18 protein-coding genes are annotated in these 14,139 nt (G+C 62.9%); 11 read left to right on the forward strand and 7 right to left on the reverse strand.

Translation table 11 applies throughout. The features are described 5' to 3' along the window. Nucleotides 1-29: 29 nt before the first annotated feature. Genes ABYW26_RS00105 through ABYW26_RS00115 form a run of 3 tightly spaced genes read left to right on the forward strand, consistent with a single transcriptional unit; the run spans nt 30 to nt 2,343 of the window. Entirely contained in the window at nt 30-707 is a 678-nt protein-coding gene (locus ABYW26_RS00105; protein ID WP_372602623.1) for a cell division ATP-binding protein FtsE, read from the forward strand. Then, nucleotides 704-1,609: a cell division protein FtsX gene (locus ABYW26_RS00110; protein ID WP_372602624.1), complete on the forward strand. Its 906-nt coding sequence runs from the start codon at nt 704-706 to the stop codon at nt 1,607-1,609. The genes ABYW26_RS00105 and ABYW26_RS00110 overlap by 4 nt, the downstream gene beginning before the upstream one ends. Beyond that, nucleotides 1,609-2,343 carry a lysophospholipid acyltransferase family protein gene (locus ABYW26_RS00115; RefSeq protein ID WP_372602625.1) on the forward strand — a complete coding sequence of 245 codons (735 nt, stop codon included), beginning with the start codon at nt 1,609-1,611 and terminating at the stop codon, nt 2,341-2,343. The genes ABYW26_RS00110 and ABYW26_RS00115 overlap by 1 nt, the downstream gene beginning before the upstream one ends. Before the next feature lie 18 nt (nt 2,344-2,361). Here the strand turns inward: ABYW26_RS00115 and ABYW26_RS00120 are convergent, their stop codons facing one another. Beyond that, the gene (locus ABYW26_RS00120) at nt 2,362-3,321 is read right to left on the reverse strand and encodes an acetyl-CoA carboxylase carboxyltransferase subunit alpha (protein ID WP_372602626.1); all 960 of its coding nucleotides are present in this window, start codon (nt 3,319-3,321) and stop codon (nt 2,362-2,364) included. 241 nt (nt 3,322-3,562) lie between these two features. Beyond that, nucleotides 3,563-4,525: an L-malyl-CoA/beta-methylmalyl-CoA lyase gene (locus ABYW26_RS00125; protein WP_372602627.1), complete on the reverse strand. Its 963-nt coding sequence runs from the start codon at nt 4,523-4,525 to the stop codon at nt 3,563-3,565. A 287-nt stretch (nt 4,526-4,812) separates the two neighbouring features. Here ABYW26_RS00125 and dgcN point away from each other — a divergent pair, with 287 nt between their 5' ends. From dgcN to ABYW26_RS00140, 3 genes are read left to right on the forward strand one after another with little or no spacing between them, the layout of a single operon-like run. Then, complete coding sequence (gene dgcN, locus ABYW26_RS00130) at nt 4,813-5,814, forward strand: N-acetyltransferase DgcN (protein ID WP_372602628.1); 1,002 nt, start codon at nt 4,813-4,815, stop codon at nt 5,812-5,814. Between the two features lie 9 nt (nt 5,815-5,823). Beyond that, nucleotides 5,824-6,786, forward strand: a complete 963-nt coding sequence (dgcA, locus tag ABYW26_RS00135) for an N-acetyl-D-Glu racemase DgcA (RefSeq protein ID WP_372602629.1) — start codon at nt 5,824-5,826, stop codon at nt 6,784-6,786. A gap of 11 nt (nt 6,787-6,797) precedes the next feature. Then, on the forward strand, nt 6,798-7,661 hold the full coding sequence (locus ABYW26_RS00140) for a D-amino-acid transaminase (protein ID WP_372602630.1): 864 nt from the start codon (nt 6,798-6,800) through the stop codon (nt 7,659-7,661). Between the two features lie 6 nt (nt 7,662-7,667). Here ABYW26_RS00140 and ABYW26_RS00145 read toward each other — a convergent pair whose 3' ends face one another. The 4 genes from ABYW26_RS00145 to ABYW26_RS00160 all read right to left on the reverse strand — a co-directional run bounded on the left by ABYW26_RS00145 (nt 7,668) and on the right by ABYW26_RS00160 (nt 9,827). Continuing rightward, nucleotides 7,668-8,066, reverse strand: coding sequence for a hypothetical protein (locus ABYW26_RS00145; RefSeq protein ID WP_372602631.1), 399 nt, complete (start codon nt 8,064-8,066; stop codon nt 7,668-7,670). Continuing rightward, entirely contained in the window at nt 8,056-8,691 is a 636-nt protein-coding gene (locus ABYW26_RS00150; RefSeq protein WP_372602632.1) for a DUF5671 domain-containing protein, read from the reverse strand. The genes ABYW26_RS00145 and ABYW26_RS00150 overlap by 11 nt, the downstream gene beginning before the upstream one ends. Before the next feature lie 69 nt (nt 8,692-8,760). Further along, entirely contained in the window at nt 8,761-9,075 is a 315-nt protein-coding gene (locus tag ABYW26_RS00155; protein ID WP_372602633.1) for a DUF1244 domain-containing protein, read from the reverse strand. Nucleotides 9,076-9,086: 11 nt separating this feature from the next. Next, nucleotides 9,087-9,827, reverse strand: a complete 741-nt coding sequence (locus ABYW26_RS00160; protein ID WP_372602634.1) for an N-formylglutamate amidohydrolase — start codon at nt 9,825-9,827, stop codon at nt 9,087-9,089. Nucleotides 9,828-9,973: 146 nt separating this feature from the next. On the opposite strand from ABYW26_RS00160, the gene pyk reads away from it, so the two are divergent. The 5 genes from pyk to pheS all read left to right on the forward strand — a co-directional run bounded on the left by pyk (nt 9,974) and on the right by pheS (nt 13,575). Next, nucleotides 9,974-11,419, forward strand: coding sequence for a pyruvate kinase (gene pyk / locus ABYW26_RS00165; protein ID WP_372602635.1), 1,446 nt, complete (start codon nt 9,974-9,976; stop codon nt 11,417-11,419). A 33-nt stretch (nt 11,420-11,452) separates the two neighbouring features. Further along, nucleotides 11,453-11,677, forward strand: a complete 225-nt coding sequence (locus tag ABYW26_RS00170) for a hypothetical protein (RefSeq protein ID WP_372602636.1) — start codon at nt 11,453-11,455, stop codon at nt 11,675-11,677. Nucleotides 11,678-11,787: 110 nt separating this feature from the next. After that, nucleotides 11,788-11,988: a 50S ribosomal protein L35 gene (gene rpmI, locus ABYW26_RS00175; protein WP_263716481.1), complete on the forward strand. Its 201-nt coding sequence runs from the start codon at nt 11,788-11,790 to the stop codon at nt 11,986-11,988. Between the two features lie 12 nt (nt 11,989-12,000). After that, the gene (rplT, locus tag ABYW26_RS00180) at nt 12,001-12,363 is read left to right on the forward strand and encodes a 50S ribosomal protein L20 (protein ID WP_372602637.1); all 363 of its coding nucleotides are present in this window, start codon (nt 12,001-12,003) and stop codon (nt 12,361-12,363) included. A 141-nt stretch (nt 12,364-12,504) separates the two neighbouring features. Further along, nucleotides 12,505-13,575 carry a phenylalanine--tRNA ligase subunit alpha gene (gene pheS, locus ABYW26_RS00185; RefSeq protein WP_372602638.1) on the forward strand — a complete coding sequence of 357 codons (1,071 nt, stop codon included), beginning with the start codon at nt 12,505-12,507 and terminating at the stop codon, nt 13,573-13,575. Between the two features lie 111 nt (nt 13,576-13,686). Here the strand turns inward: pheS and ABYW26_RS00190 are convergent. Further along, on the reverse strand, nt 13,687-14,139 hold a 453-nt coding region (locus ABYW26_RS00190), incomplete at its 5' end, for a hypothetical protein (protein ID WP_372602639.1).

Raw genomic sequence — 14,139 nt, forward strand, 5'->3', positions numbered from 1 at the left:
AACAGCCGCAATAGGCAGTGGAGACAGGCGTGATCGAGCTGGACAAAGTGGCCCACAGCTATGGTGGAGGCGATCTGTTGACCGATGTCAGCCTGCGCCTTGCGCCGGGGTCGTTCCACTTTCTGACCGGCCCGTCGGGCGCCGGGAAATCCACCTTGCTGAAATTGTGCTATGGCGAGTTGCTGCCAAGCGCCGGGCAGGTGCGGCTGTTTGGCCGCGATGTGCGGCAGATGACCCGCGACGACGTGGCCCGCTCGCGTCAGCGGATCGGCGTCGTGCATCAGGACTGTCAGTTTCTGGACCACCTGTCGCTGGCCGAAAACGTGTCGCTGCCGCTGACGGTTTCGGGCCGCGAGGCCGAGGCAGGCGACGATAATCTGAGCGAATTGCTGAATTGGGTCGGGCTGTCGCGTCAGGCCGACGCCTTGCCGCCGCAACTGTCGGGCGGCGAACGCCAACGCGCGGCGCTGGCGCGGGCGGTCATCATGGGGCCGGATGTCATTCTGGCGGATGAGCCGACCGGCAACGTCGATTGGGAAATGTCGCTGCGGCTGATGCAGTTGCTGGTCGAGCTGAACCGGATGGGCAAGACCATCCTGATCGCCACCCACGATCTGAACCTGATCCGCGCCGCCAAGGCGCAGGTCGCGGCGCGGGTGTTGCGGATCAAGGATCGGCGCTTGCATCTGGCGGGGGCGAATCTATGAGCGCGCTGGGCAAGACCGTTCTGGCGCTGGTGATCGGCGATGTTCAGGCCGATCGCGTGGTGCCGCCGACCGGGTTCACCGTGCAGCTGACCGTATTCACCTCGGCGGCGATGGCGTTTCTGGCGGTGTTCGCGCTGGCGCTGTCGATGGCCTCGGGGCGGCTGGCGGATCGCTGGGCCGACGCGCTGGCGCGGACGGCGACGGTGCGGATCTCGGCCCCGCAAGGGCAGATGCAGGCCCAGACCGACGCGGTGATGGCGATTCTGTGGACCACGCCCGGCGTGGCCGATCCGCGGGTTCTCAGCGCCGAAGAACAACGCGCCCTGCTAGAGCCGTGGTTCGGCCCCGATCTGCCGGTGGACCGGCTGCCGCTGCCGCAACTGATCGAATTGACCGAAACCGAGGACGGGTTTGATGCCGAGGGCCTGCGCCTGCGGCTGGCGGCCGAGGCGCCGGGCGCGGTTCTGGACGATCATTCGCGCTGGCGCCGGCCCTTGGTGCGGGCAGCGGATCGGCTGAGGTTGCTGGGTCTGGTCTCGATCGGCTTGATCGCGCTGGCGACGGCGGCGATGATTACCCTGTCGGCCAATGCGGCGCTGTCGGCCAATGCGCAGGTGATCAAGGTGCTGCGGCTGGTGGGGGCGCGCGACGTCTATATCGCCCGCGCCTTCGTGCGCCGGTTCAGCGGTCGCGCCCTGTTGGGGGCGGCGGTCGGCACGGCGTTGGGCATGGTGGCGGTGGCGCTGTTGCCGGGGGCCGATCCGGCGGGCGGGTTCCTGACCGGGCTGGGCTTTCACGGCGCGGGCTGGATCGTGCCGCTGCTGATTCCGCCGCTGGCGGCCTTTGTTGCATTCTGGGCGACCCGCATCGCCGCGTTTCGCATGTTACAGGAGATTACCTGATGGCTTATGGCTGGCGCTGGCTGAGATCGCTGCTTTTCATCGCTCAGATGTATCTGATGATGCTGGTCTATGGCCTGCTGTTCATCCTCCCGGCGATGCTGTCACGGGACTGGGCGTTTCGCGGTGTGCATGCCTATTGCCACTGGGTGCGCTGGACAGCGTCCTGGATGGTCGGGCTGCGCTCGGAAATCCGGGGCGAGGTGCCGGACGACGAGGTTCTGGTCGCCTCAAAGCACCAGTCGTTCTTTGACATCATCCTGATCGTGTCAGTGCTGCCGCGCCCGAAATTTATCATGAAGAAATCCCTGACCCGCGCCCCGATTCTGGGCTGGTATGCCAAGCGCATCGGCTGTGTGCCGGTCGATCGCGGCAAGCGCGGGCAGGCGATCAAGACCATGGTCGCCGCCGTGCACGAAGGGCGCCAGCAGCCCGGCCAGTTGATCATCTATCCGCAGGGCACGCGCGTCGCGCCCGGGGTCGAGCGGCCTTACAAGATCGGAACCGGCGTGTTGTATGCCCAGTTGAAAGAGGATTGCGTCCCCGCCGCGACCAATGTCGGCGTGTTCTGGCCGCGTCGCGGGATCTATCGCAAACCCGGTCTGGCAGTGGTCGAGTTTCTGCCGCGCATCGGCTCGGGTCAGCCGATCGACGCCTTCATGGCCGAGCTGGAGCATGTCGTGGAACATGCCTCGGACGCGTTGATGGCCGAAGCCGGATTTAAGGTGAAAGCCTAAGCCAGGGTCGGCAGCCGATCAGGCAGCCAGACCCTTGCTGCCGATCGACAGGAATTTCTGCCGCCGGTCCTGAATCAGCCCCTTGCGGTCCTTGCCTTTCAGATCGCCCAGCATCGCCGACAGCGCGCTGCCGACCGATTTGATCGCGGCGTCGCGGCCGCGATGGGCGCCGCCCAGCGGTTCGGTGATGATGCGGTCGATCACGCCCAGCTTGTGCAGGTCCTGCGCGGTCAGGCGCAGCGCCTCGGCGGCCTCGCGCATCTTCTCGGCATCCTTCCACAGGATCGAGGCACAGCCCTCGGGCGAGATCACCGAATAAACCGAATGTTCCAGCATCGCCACGCGGTTGGCGGTGGCAAAGGCCACGGCCCCGCCCGATCCGCCTTCGCCGATCACGACGCTGACCAGCGGCACGCCGATCTCAAGACATTTCTGGGTGCTGCGGGCGATGGCCTCGGACTGGCCGCGTTCCTCGGCGCCTTTGCCGGGATAGGCGCCGGGGGTGTCGACCAGCGTGATAACGGGCAGGTTGAACTTGTCGGCCATCTCCATCAGGCGGATCGCCTTGCGATAGCCTTCGGGGCGGGCCATGCCGAAATTGCGCTCGATCCGGGTCTTGGTGTCTGACCCCTTTTCCTGACCGATCACCACGACCGGCTGATCGTTGAACCGGGCCAGACCGCCCATGACGGCGTGGTCATCGGCAAAATTCCGGTCGCCGGCCAGCGGCGTATATTCGGTGAACAGCGCCTGAATATAGTCCTGACAATGCGGGCGGTTCGGGTGGCGGGCCACCTGACATTTGCGCCACGGGGTCAGGTGGGCATACATTTCCTTCAGCAGGTCAGCGGCTTTCTTGTCCAGCGCCGCCGCCTCTTGCTTGACGTCCATCCCGGAATTGGACGCCGCCATGGCGCGCAGTTCTTCGGCTTTGCCTTCGATTTCGGCCAAGGGCTTTTCGAATTCGAGATAGTTCATCAGGGTGCTCCTGCTGGTGGTCGTGGATTATATGACCTGAGGCCAATGCTTTTGCAACCGATGCCGCGAAGGCAGTGCCGCCGGAATGAAAAAAGCTGGAAATACCGGAAAAAACGAGATTCTGCGCATCGCCCCAAGGGGATGCGCCGCGCCGGATGATCCGTTGGCCGATCTGTTTCGACCCCGGAAATGAAAAACGGGGCCACGCGGGCCCCGTTTTCCTGAGTGCTGTGCGAACGGCTTAGCTGTTCGCGGCGATCAGTTCCGACTGGGCCACGATCACCTCGGCCTGCTTGATGCTGGCGATGTCGACCAGACGGCCCTTGTAGACGGTTGCGCCTTCGCCATTGGCCTTGGCCTGTTCCATCGCGGCCAGAATCTCGCGGGCCTCAAGCACGGCTTCTTCCGACGGGGTGAAGACCTGATTGGCCAGCGCGATCTGTTTCGGGTGAATCGCCCATTTGCCGACCATGCCCAGCGTGGCCGAGCGTTTCGCCTGTGCGATAAAGCCTTCGTCATCCGAGAAATCGCCGAACGGGCCATCGACCGGCAGAATGCCGTGGGTGCGGCAGGCGGCGACGATGGCGGCTTGCGCCCAGTGCCACGGATCGGACCAATGCTTTACGCCGTCGCGCAGCATGTAATAGTTTTCCTGCGTGCCACCGATGCCGGTGGTCTGCATCCCCATCGAGGCGGCAAAGTCGGCGGCGCCAAGGCTGATGGCCTGCAGGCGCGGGCTGGAGGCGGCGATGGCCTCGACATGGGCGATACCGGCGGCGGATTCGATGATGACCTCGAACGAGATCGGCTTGGTCCGGCCCTTGGCGCGCTCGATCGCGGTGACCAGCGCATCAACGGCATAGACGTCTTCGGCACAGCCGACCTTGGGGATCATGATCTGATCCAGACGGTCGCCCGCCTGTTCCATCACATCGACCACGTCACGATACCAATAGGGCGTGTCCAGACCGTTGATCCGCACCGACAGGTATTTGCTGCCCCAATCGACGGTGTTGATCGCCTCGATCACGTTGGCGCGGGCGCTGTCCTTGTCCGAGGGCGCAACCGAATCTTCAAGATCAAGGTTGATGACGTCGGCGGCGCTGGCGGCCATTTTGGCGAACAGCTTGGTGTTCGAGCCGGGGCCAAACAACTGACAGCGGTTGGGGCGGGCCGGGGCGGCGGGCTGAATGCGAAAGCTCATAGGCTGTCCCTTTGGTAATGATGTTACGTTTGCGTTCCGGCATTCGATAGAATATTGCGTGGGTCGCTTCAAGTCTTGATTTGCTGCAATCGCATCATTGCTGCCGCGTCGCAGCAAGGATTCGCGCCCTGCCGATCCCGCCCGCACACGATTTTCCCACGGAATGCCCGGTCCGGCGCAGGAAATTGCGCGGCACAGCCCGAAGCCTGAGCAGATTCGGAACACCTTTCCGGCGCACGCGCTAGCTTGGTCGTAACGCTTTTATGACCGCAGACAGGACCGCCGAGATGATCAAAACTCCTTATCTTCTGTTTCTGGGCGACGCGCCCGATCCGCTGGCCGCCAAGGTGGCGCAGGGCATTCGTGACTGGCGGCCGGAAAACGCTGTCGGCCAGTATCGGATGCCGGGCTGTCAGGCCGATATGCGCCTGCCCGACATGACCTTGGCCCAAGCCCGCGCCGCCGGGGCGCAGACCTTGGTGATCGGGGTCGCCAACCGGGGCGGGGTCATCAGCCCGGCTTGGAAAAAAGTGCTGATCGCGGCGCTGGAAGAGGGGTTCGATCTGGCCTCGGGCCTGCACAACCTGCTGCGGGACGAACCCGATCTGGCCGCTGTGGCGGCCGCTTGTGGTCGGCAATTGCACGATGTCCGGGTGCCTTCGGTCGCCTATCCGATCGCCAATGGCGAAAAGCGGACCGGCAAGCGCTGCCTTGCCGTGGGCACGGATTGCTCGGTCGGCAAGATGTATACCGCGCTGGCAATGGACCGGGTGATGCAGGCGCGGGGGATGAAGTCGACCTTTCGCCCCACTGGCCAGACCGGGATTCTGATCACCGGCGATGGTGTGCCTTTGGATGCGGTCGTGGCCGATTTCATGGCCGGGGCGGTGGAATGGCTGACCCCCGATAACGACCCCGACCACTGGGACATGATCGAAGGGCAGGGCAGCCTGTTCCATGTCTCGTATTCCGGCGTCACCATGGCGTTGATCCACGGCGGCCAGCCCGACGCGCTGATTCTGTGTCACGAACCGACCCGCACCCATATGCGCGGCTTGCCGGGCTATGATCTGCCCAGCCTTGAAACCCTGCGCGACACCGCGCTGCCGCTGGCGCGGATTGCCAATCCGGCCTGTCAGGTGGTGGGGATTTCGGTGAATACCCAGCACATGGACGACGCCGAGGCCCGCCGTTATCTGGCCGAGGTCGAAGCCCGCATGGGCCTGCCCGCTGTCGATCCGTTCCGCCATGGCGCAGACCGTCTGGTCGACGCGCTGGCGGCGATCTAAGGTGCGGACATGGATCTAAGCGTTACCTCTGACACCTTTCGATTGGCGCAAGCCTTTACCATCTCGCGCGGATCGAAAACCGCAGCCGAGGTGCTGACCGTGCGCGTCAGCAATGGCGCGCATCAGGGCTGGGGCGAATGCGTGCCCTATGCCCGTTATGGTGAAACACTGGACACGGTCCGGGCACAAATCCTGACCGCACAGGGGCTGGACCGCGCGGCGCTGCAATTGGCGCTGCCTGCGGGGGCCGCCCGAAACGCGGTCGATTGCGCGCTGTGGGATCTTGAGGCCAAGGCGGCCGGTGCGCGCGCGTGGCAACTGGCCGGCCTGCCGACGCCGACCGCGCAGATCACCGCCTATACCCTGTCGCTGGACACGCCCGAGAACATGCGCGCCGCCGCAGCGGCGAATGCCCATCGCCCGCTTCTGAAAATCAAACTTGGCACACCCGACGACATGCCCCGGCTTGAGGCCGTGCGTGCCGGAGCCCCGCAGGCGCGGATCATCGTCGATGCCAACGAAGGCTGGAGCGCCGAGGTCTATTCCGACCTCGCCCCGCACCTGCTGCGGCAAGGCGTCGAGATGGTCGAGCAACCCTTGCCCGCCGGTGCCGATGACATGCTGGCCGAAATCGCCCGGCCGCTGCCGGTCTGCGCCGATGAAAGCTGCCATGATCGCGCATCGCTGCCGGGGTTGCGCGGCAAATACGACATGGTGAACATCAAGCTGGACAAGACCGGCGGCCTGACCGAGGCGCTGGGGCTGCGTGATGCCGCCCGCGCGATGGGCTTTGACGTCATGGTTGGCTGCATGATCGGATCCAGCCTTGCCATGGCCCCGGCGACCCTGTTGGCGCAGGGCGCGACTGTAACAGACCTTGACGCGCCGCTTCTTCTGTCCGAAGACCGCGAGACACCGCTGATTTATGACCGAACCGGGGTGCATCCGCCAAGCGCGGCACTCTGGGGCTGAGGGAGATGACCATGAGCCGCATTGTTTACCTGAACGGGGATTACCTGCCCGAGGAAGAGGCCAAGGTCTCGATCTTTGACCGTGGCTTTCTGATGGCCGATGCGGTGTATGAGGTAACGGCGGTTCTGGACCGCAAGCTGACCGATTTCGAAGGCCATGTGGCGCGTCTGGACCGGTCGCTGAACGAACTGGGCATGGCCATGCCGCTGACCCGCGACGAATTGCTTGAGGTTCACCGTGAACTGGTCAAACGCAACGATGTGGTTGATGGCGGGGTTTACCTGCAAATCACCCGTGGCGCCCCGTCGGACCGCGATTTCGTGTTCCCCGACCCGGAAACCACGCCGCAGACCGTGGTGCTGTTCACCCAGTCCAAGCCCGGCATCGCCAACAGCCCGGCCGCGAAAACCGGCATCAAGGTGATCTCGATCGAAGACCTGCGCTGGCATCGCCGCGACATCAAGACGGTGCAACTGCTGTATCCGTCGATGGGCAAGATGATGGCCAAGGCCGCAGGCTGTGACGATGCGTGGATGGTCGAGGATGGCAAGGTCACCGAGGGCACCAGCAACAACGCCTATATCGTCAACGGCAACAAGATCATCACCCGTGAACTGAGCCACGACATCCTGCACGGCATCACCCGTGCCGCCGTGCTGCGCTATGCCCGCGAGGCCCAGATGGAAGTCGAAGAGCGCGCCTTTTCGATCGCCGAGGCACAGGCCGCGGACGAGGCGTTCATCACCTCGGCCTCGACCTTTGTCATGCCGGTGGTGGAAATCGACGGTGCGAAAATCGGCACCGGCACGCCCGGCCCGGTCGCAGCGCGCCTGCGCGAGATCTATCTGGACGAAAGCATGAAAGCGGCGATCTAAGCGTCCTCAGCGTTTGGTATAGCTATAGGACAGGCAGCCGGTTTCGGGATCCAGACTGCGATCGACGTTTTCGATCATCCAGGGCAGATCCTCGAAATCGGCGCAGACCTGATAGGCTGTGTCTGACACTTTCTCATAGCGATATGGGGTGCCGGTATAGGGATCGCCGATGCGCAATTCGCGTCGGCAGGCCTCGAACGGGGCCAGCGTGTCGGGCAGGGTTTTCGCCTGAGTGTCGGCAACGCAGCGCACGAAGGTGCTGATTTCGCGCAGGTCGGAAAGCCGGGTCTGGTCACGTTTCTCGGTCCGGCCTTTCATCGGCCCGCCGACCGTAGCCAGCCCCGCCACCACCAGCGCGCCGACAAGGGCCGCGATCCCGATTTGAACAACGGTACTAGTGCGCATCTTCGGCCTCGTTCATCTCAATTCGGAAATAGGCAAAGACCAGTCCGGCGGTGATCGCCACAAGGGCAGATTTGCTGAAGAACCGCGCGGTCAGGTCGCCGTTGAGCAGCGCGTAGATCACCGCGATCAGATCGCCCAGCAGCGCGATCGAGGCTAGAAACAGCGTCACATAGCCGAACCATTTGCGTACGGCCGAGCGCCGCCGCGCCAGATCCTTCCGCGTGGCCCGAACCGCGCGGATGTTCAGGATCAGGAACAGCGGGAAGAACACCACCAGCATCGAGATCGCCCACCGGACGCTGCCGATACTATAGCCGCGCCGCCAGCCGGTAATGTCGGGCAGCCACAGATTGATCAGTTCGAACCCCAGCGTGGTGATGTTCCACGCCGTCATCGCCAGCGCGATGAACATCATGGCGTAAAAGAACGCCTCGGCGGCCGAGACATAGGGCCGGGGCCGGGGCACGGGCGGCACGAAATCGCCCTCGGCCCATGAGGCCAATGCGCTTGAAATCTCAGACGGCGCCCAGCCGGATTGTTTCAAAACCGTTTGTATCTGGTCACGCGAGTGCCCCTGTTTCAGGGCCTCCGCGACAAATTGCGTCAATTGCTCAGTCGGTCGCATAAGTGTCCCTCCCTTCGCCAGATAAGGGAAAAAGGATACGTGGCCCGTGCAGGCGGGCTATGATTCAAATCAAGTCTTGTCGGTGACGTTTTCCTTGAACGCGACCTCGAACGCCGCTTGTTTTTCCGGGCTGGCTTCGGTCTGGAATTTGGCGCGCCAATCTTCATAGGGCATGCCATAGAACGCCGCGCGGCCTTCGTCCTTGGTCATCGGGATGCCGCGTTCATTGGCGGCTTCCTGATACCAGCGGCTCAGGCAGTTGCGGCAGAACCCGGCAAGGTTCATCAGGTCGATGTTCTGAACATCGGTCCGGTCTTCCTGCAGGTGCTTTTGCAGGCGGCGAAAGGCGGCGGCCTCAAGTTCGATGCGGGTCTGGTCGTCCATTGGTGTCTCCTTCAAAGTCCGGTTTTCGGCAGCACTTCGGTCAGAATTGCCGCCAGACGGTCAGCCCAGCCCGTTTGCTGCGCGTCGGTCTGGATCAGGTCGTTGCGCAATTCGATCAGCGCGCTGGGGCGGCCCTTGGTTTCGGCGTGGCGGTCGACGCTGTCGCCGGGCAGGTGGCCACCGTAGGGTTCGTTTTCACCGACGCACAGGTCGTGTTCCTGCCGCAGCCGCCAGATCAGCGGCCGCGCCAGCCGTTGGTCGGCCGCATGCAGGACACCGACATGCCACGGCCGGGGCGGGCGGCCGTTCAGCCGGGGTGTATAGCTGTGGATCGCCAACAGGATCACATCCTCGCGCCGGGCTGCCATGCGGTCGATCGCGTCGTGATAGGGGCGATAGAAATGGGCTTTGCGGCGCTCGATCTCGGCGGCGTCGGCGCGGGCGTTGCCGGGAATGATCGTGCCGTCATACAGTTTCATCACCAGCGTCGGGTCGTCTTCGCCCCGGTTCGGGTCGATCACCAACCGCGAGAAATTCGACAGCACCACCGGCGCGTTCAACTGCTGGCCCAACCGCAATGCCACGCCCTTGGCGCCCGGATCAAAGGCGATGTGGCGGGCCATGTCCTCGGGGTGGACGCCCAGACTGCCGCCGGCGACGCTGTCAGGCACAGTGTTTGCGGCATGGTCGCAGGTGATCAGCCAGCGGCTTGGGCGGTCCTCTCCGACGATTTCAAACGGGCGATAGGTCATCTGTCTGTCACCTTTGCGGGTCAAACCCCGATCTATGTCACCGAAGGCCAAAGCGCCAGTTGTCCTTGCGAATGTTAGCGCCTATCAATTGAACGAAACCCGCCGTTGCCAACCGGTTGCGCGCCCGCAGTAAGAGAAGCGAACGAATGAAACGCCAAAGAAACGTAAAAATCGTAGCCACCCTTGGGCCGGCTTCGAATGACTATCCGATGATCCGGGCGCTGTTCGACGCGGGGGCGGATGTGTTTCGCCTGAACATGAGCCATGGCTCGCATGATGAAATCCGCGAGCGGCACAAGATCATCCGCCAGATCGAGAAGGATACCAATCAGCCGATCGCGATTCTGGCCGATCTTCAGGGGCCAAAGCTGCGCTGTGGGGTGTTTTCCGGTGACAGCGAGGAACTGATCGAAGGTCAGGCGTTTCGCTTTGATCTGGACCCGACCGAGGGCAATGCCAGCCGCGTTTGCCTGCCCCATACCGAGATTTTCGCCGCCCTGCGCCCTGGTGCGACCCTGTTGGTCAATGATGGCAAGCTGCGGCTGAAAGTCGATGACTGCGGCCCGGATTTCGCCAATTGCACGGTGCAGAACGGCGGCACGATTTCGAACCGCAAAGGCGTCAACGTGCCGGACGTGGTATTGCCGCTGGCGGCGCTTTCGGACAAGGACCGGGCCGATCTTGAGTTCGTCTGCGAGCTGGGCGTCGATTGGGTGGCGCTGTCGTTCGTTCAGCGCCCCGCCGACGTGGACGAGGCCCGCGCGCTGGTCAAGGGCCGGGCCGCGGTTCTGTCCAAGATCGAGAAACCCGCCGCCGTCGCGGCATTCCATGACATTCTGGCGGTGTCCGATGGCATCATGGTGGCGCGCGGCGATCTGGGGGTCGAACTGCCGGTTCAGAACGTGCCCGCGATCCAGAAACGTCTGGTCCGCAGCAGCCGCGCCGCCGCCAAGCCGGTGATCGTGGCGACTCAGATGTTGGAAAGCATGATCGAAAGCCCGGTGCCGACGCGGGCCGAGGTCTCGGACGTGGCAACAGCGATCTACGAAGGTGCCGATGCGGTGATGCTGTCGGCCGAAAGCGCCGCCGGGGCCTATCCGGTGCAGGCCGTGACCACGATGCAGAACGTCGCCGTCGAGATCGAGAACGACCCGACCTATCGCGAGGTGATGGATGCCAGCCGTCTGGCGCCCAGCCCCGGTGTCGCCGGTGGCATGGTCGCCGCCGCGCGTGAGATTGCCGAAACCGCCGATATCAAGGCGATCTGCTGTTTCACCCATTCGGGAACCACGGCGGCGCAAACCGCACGCGAACGGCCGCGCGTGCCGATTCTGGCGGTGACCCCGTTCGAAAACATCGCCCGCCGCCTGTGCCTGACCTGGGGCGTGACCTGCGTGGTCTCGGAACATGTGGATCGGTTCAAAGAAGCGGTGATCTATGCCGCCCGCGCCGCGCGCGAAAAGGGCTTTGCTGACGTGACCGACCAGATCGTCGTGACCGCCGGTGTGCCGTTCAACGTGCCGGGCACCACGAACATCCTGCGGGTGGCGCCTTGTGATGAACGCTTGATTTTTCGCAACGATCCGGAATAACTCAGAATTTGAACAGTTAGTCAGGTTTTGAGTATGGACCCGGATTTTTTACTGGTGACCGGGGTGGTTTGTGGGATTCTGGCGATACCCAGCCTTCTGAACGCCTATTCCGAAAGCCGGCCTCCGCGATTGGCGGCGATGATGTTCATTGCTGCGCTGGTGCTGATCGGCTTGGCGGTGGCCAAGACGCCAGCCCCCTACCGGGTTGCGGATTTTCCCCACGTTTTTGCCGGCGTTGTGGCGCGTTTCCTGCACTAAACCCCTTGCAACACTGGGGAACCGCGCATATACGGCGCTCTCTATCCGCGTGACCGGCCGAAGTGGCATGCCGAGTCGCGCGTTAACCGTTCATCTACGAGGAGACGGAAATGCCCAAGATGAAGACAAAATCGAGCTGCAAAAAGCGGTTCAAGGTCACTGCCAACGGGCGCATCAAAACCGGTCAAGCCGGTAAGCGTCACGGCATGATCAAACGCACCACCAAGTTCATCCGCACTGCACGCGGCACCACCACGCTTTCGGCTCCTGATGAGAAAATCATCAAGTCGATGATGCCGTATTCGCGTTAAGGAGGATCGAACATGTCCCGAGTTAAAGGTGGAACCGTCACCCACGCCCGTCACCGGAAAGTTGTCAAAGCTGCGAAAGGCTATTACGGCGCCCGCAGCCGGAACTTCAAAACCGCGACGCAGGCTGTTGATAAAGCCAACCAGTACGCGACCCGCGACCGGAAGCAGCGCAAGCGCAACTTCCGCGCTCTGTGGATTCAGCGGATCAACGCCGCTGTTCGCAGCCATGACGAAGCCCTGACCTATTCGCGCTTCATCAACGGTCTGTCGCTGGCAGGTGTCGAAGTCGACCGTAAGGTTCTGGCCGATCTGGCCGTCAATGAACCCGCCGCGTTTGGCGCCATCGTCGAAAAGGCGAAGGCCGCGCTGGCGTAAACTCCCGCTTTTGGGAACGAATTGGAAAGCCGCGGGGCCCGTAAGGGGTGCCGCGGCTTTTTCTTTATGCGCCCGAGGGGCTGACAGGTTGCATTCAGAGCGGCCTGTGGTAGCAGAAGCGCAACGGATCAGGAGGGTCGAATGGACGATCTGAGGCAGAAATATCTGGATGCCATCACAGGCGCCGCCGACGAAGGCGCGCTTGAGGCGCTGCGCGTGCAGGCCGTTGGCAAAAAGGGCGAGATCAGCCTGAAAATGCGCGAACTGGGCAAGATGAGCCCCGAAGAACGTCAGATCATGGGCCCGGCGCTGAACGCGCTGAAGGATCAGATCAACGATGCGCTGGCGCTGAAAAAGGCGGCCCTTGGCGACGCGGCGCTGAACGAGCGGCTGGCGACCGAATGGCTGGACATCACCCTGCCGTCGCGCCCGCGCCGTCAGGGCAGCATCCACCCGGTCAGTCAGGTCACTGAAGAGGTCAGCGCGATTTTCGCCGACATGGGCTTTGCCGTGGCCGAAGGCCCGCAGGTCGAAAGCGACTGGTTCAACTTTGACGCGCTGAACATCCCGCCCGAGCATCCCGCCCGGCAGGAACACGACACGTTCTATATGCACCGCGCCGCAGGCGACGACCGCCCGCCGCATGTGCTGCGCACCCATACCAGCCCGGTGCAGATCCGCGCGATGCAGGATCAGGGCGCGCCCATTCGGGTGATCGCGCCGGGCCGGGTCTATCGCTGTGACTATGACCAGACCCACACGCCGATGTTCCACCAGATCGAAGGTCTGGCCATCGACCGCGATATCTCCATGGCCAACCTGAAATGGGTGCTTGAGGAATTCTTTACCGCCTTCTTCGGCACCAAGGTTCAAACCCGGTTCCGCGCCTCGCATTTCCCGTTCACCGAACCCTCGGCCGAGGTCGATATTCAGTGCTCGTGGCAGGACGGCACCGTGAAGGTGGGCGAGGGCAACGACTGGCTTGAGGTTCTGGGCAGCGGCATGGTGCACCCCAACGTGCTGCGCGCGGCGGGCGTCGACCCCGATGAATGGCAGGGCTTTGCCTTTGGCATCGGCATCGACCGTCTGGCGATGCTGAAATACGGCATCCCCGACCTGCGCGCGTTCTTTGATTCCGACCTGCGCTGGCTGCGCCACTATGGCTTTGCCGCACTGGATGTGCCGACCCTGCATGGGGGGCTAAGCCGCTGATGCCCGTGGTTTTCGCAACAAAGGATCGCGCCCGACCCGAGGGGGGGCGTATCACGCCCGCCCTGGGGGGCGGGTCGGGTGCGATCCGGATCGCAAGCGATCCGAAAGGTTCTATGTTTTCCTCACGCAGAGTATTGCATCGACAGAACCGTCATGCCCGTGACAAACAATGCGTCTCTTGGTCCCATTTTCCTCGTGATAAACGACTTCATAGATGGCATTTGGCCCTAAAGTTTTTCTCGAGAGATTTTGGGGTGTTATCCAACCAAAGGCCTCGGGAGGCCTGTTTAGGCCGAGGATGCCCATGAGCTTAATGGATTCTAAATCGAGAGTGCCTGCATCAATATCCGAACCGATAGCGGTGGCTAGTGGGGATAGGGGATTTGTGACCATGAGCGAATATCCTTTCCGGCAGAGTTTAGTGGGCAATTCGAATGTCCTTAAGGTGGTGCCGGGCAAATGGCATTCCAGAGTTGGCGCCAAGTCAATTCTGAAAAACGACAAGATTTCGCTCCTCAAGGAGACCGTAAAATGAAATTCACCCTCTCCTGGCTGAAAGATCAC

It is taken from the genome of Actibacterium sp., assembly GCF_041584535.1.
Lineage (GTDB): Bacteria > Pseudomonadota > Alphaproteobacteria > Rhodobacterales > Rhodobacteraceae > Actibacterium_D.

What these genes read in the sequence shown, in the direction of transcription:
- ABYW26_RS00110 (WP_372602624.1), top strand. Translation starts at nt 704, where the DNA reads ATGAGCGCGCTGGGCAAGACCGTTCTGGCGCTGGTGATCGGCGATGTT.
- ABYW26_RS00115 (WP_372602625.1), top strand. Translation starts at nt 1,609, where the DNA reads ATGGCTTATGGCTGGCGCTGGCTGAGATCGCTGCTTTTCATCGCTCAG.
- ABYW26_RS00120 (WP_372602626.1), bottom strand. Translation starts at nt 3,321, where the DNA reads ATGAACTATCTCGAATTCGAAAAGCCCTTGGCCGAAATCGAAGGCAAA.
- ABYW26_RS00125 (WP_372602627.1), bottom strand. Translation starts at nt 4,525, where the DNA reads ATGAGCTTTCGCATTCAGCCCGCCGCCCCGGCCCGCCCCAACCGCTGT.
- dgcN (WP_372602628.1), top strand. Translation starts at nt 4,813, where the DNA reads ATGATCAAAACTCCTTATCTTCTGTTTCTGGGCGACGCGCCCGATCCG.
- dgcA (WP_372602629.1), top strand. Translation starts at nt 5,824, where the DNA reads ATGGATCTAAGCGTTACCTCTGACACCTTTCGATTGGCGCAAGCCTTT.
- ABYW26_RS00140 (WP_372602630.1), top strand. Translation starts at nt 6,798, where the DNA reads ATGAGCCGCATTGTTTACCTGAACGGGGATTACCTGCCCGAGGAAGAG.
- ABYW26_RS00145 (WP_372602631.1), bottom strand. Translation starts at nt 8,066, where the DNA reads ATGCGCACTAGTACCGTTGTTCAAATCGGGATCGCGGCCCTTGTCGGC.
- ABYW26_RS00150 (WP_372602632.1), bottom strand. Translation starts at nt 8,691, where the DNA reads ATGCGACCGACTGAGCAATTGACGCAATTTGTCGCGGAGGCCCTGAAA.
- ABYW26_RS00155 (WP_372602633.1), bottom strand. Translation starts at nt 9,075, where the DNA reads ATGGACGACCAGACCCGCATCGAACTTGAGGCCGCCGCCTTTCGCCGC.
- ABYW26_RS00160 (WP_372602634.1), bottom strand. Translation starts at nt 9,827, where the DNA reads ATGACCTATCGCCCGTTTGAAATCGTCGGAGAGGACCGCCCAAGCCGC.
- pyk (WP_372602635.1), top strand. Translation starts at nt 9,974, where the DNA reads ATGAAACGCCAAAGAAACGTAAAAATCGTAGCCACCCTTGGGCCGGCT.
- ABYW26_RS00170 (WP_372602636.1), top strand. Translation starts at nt 11,453, where the DNA reads ATGGACCCGGATTTTTTACTGGTGACCGGGGTGGTTTGTGGGATTCTG.
- rpmI (WP_263716481.1), top strand. Translation starts at nt 11,788, where the DNA reads ATGCCCAAGATGAAGACAAAATCGAGCTGCAAAAAGCGGTTCAAGGTC.
- rplT (WP_372602637.1), top strand. Translation starts at nt 12,001, where the DNA reads ATGTCCCGAGTTAAAGGTGGAACCGTCACCCACGCCCGTCACCGGAAA.
- pheS (WP_372602638.1), top strand. Translation starts at nt 12,505, where the DNA reads ATGGACGATCTGAGGCAGAAATATCTGGATGCCATCACAGGCGCCGCC.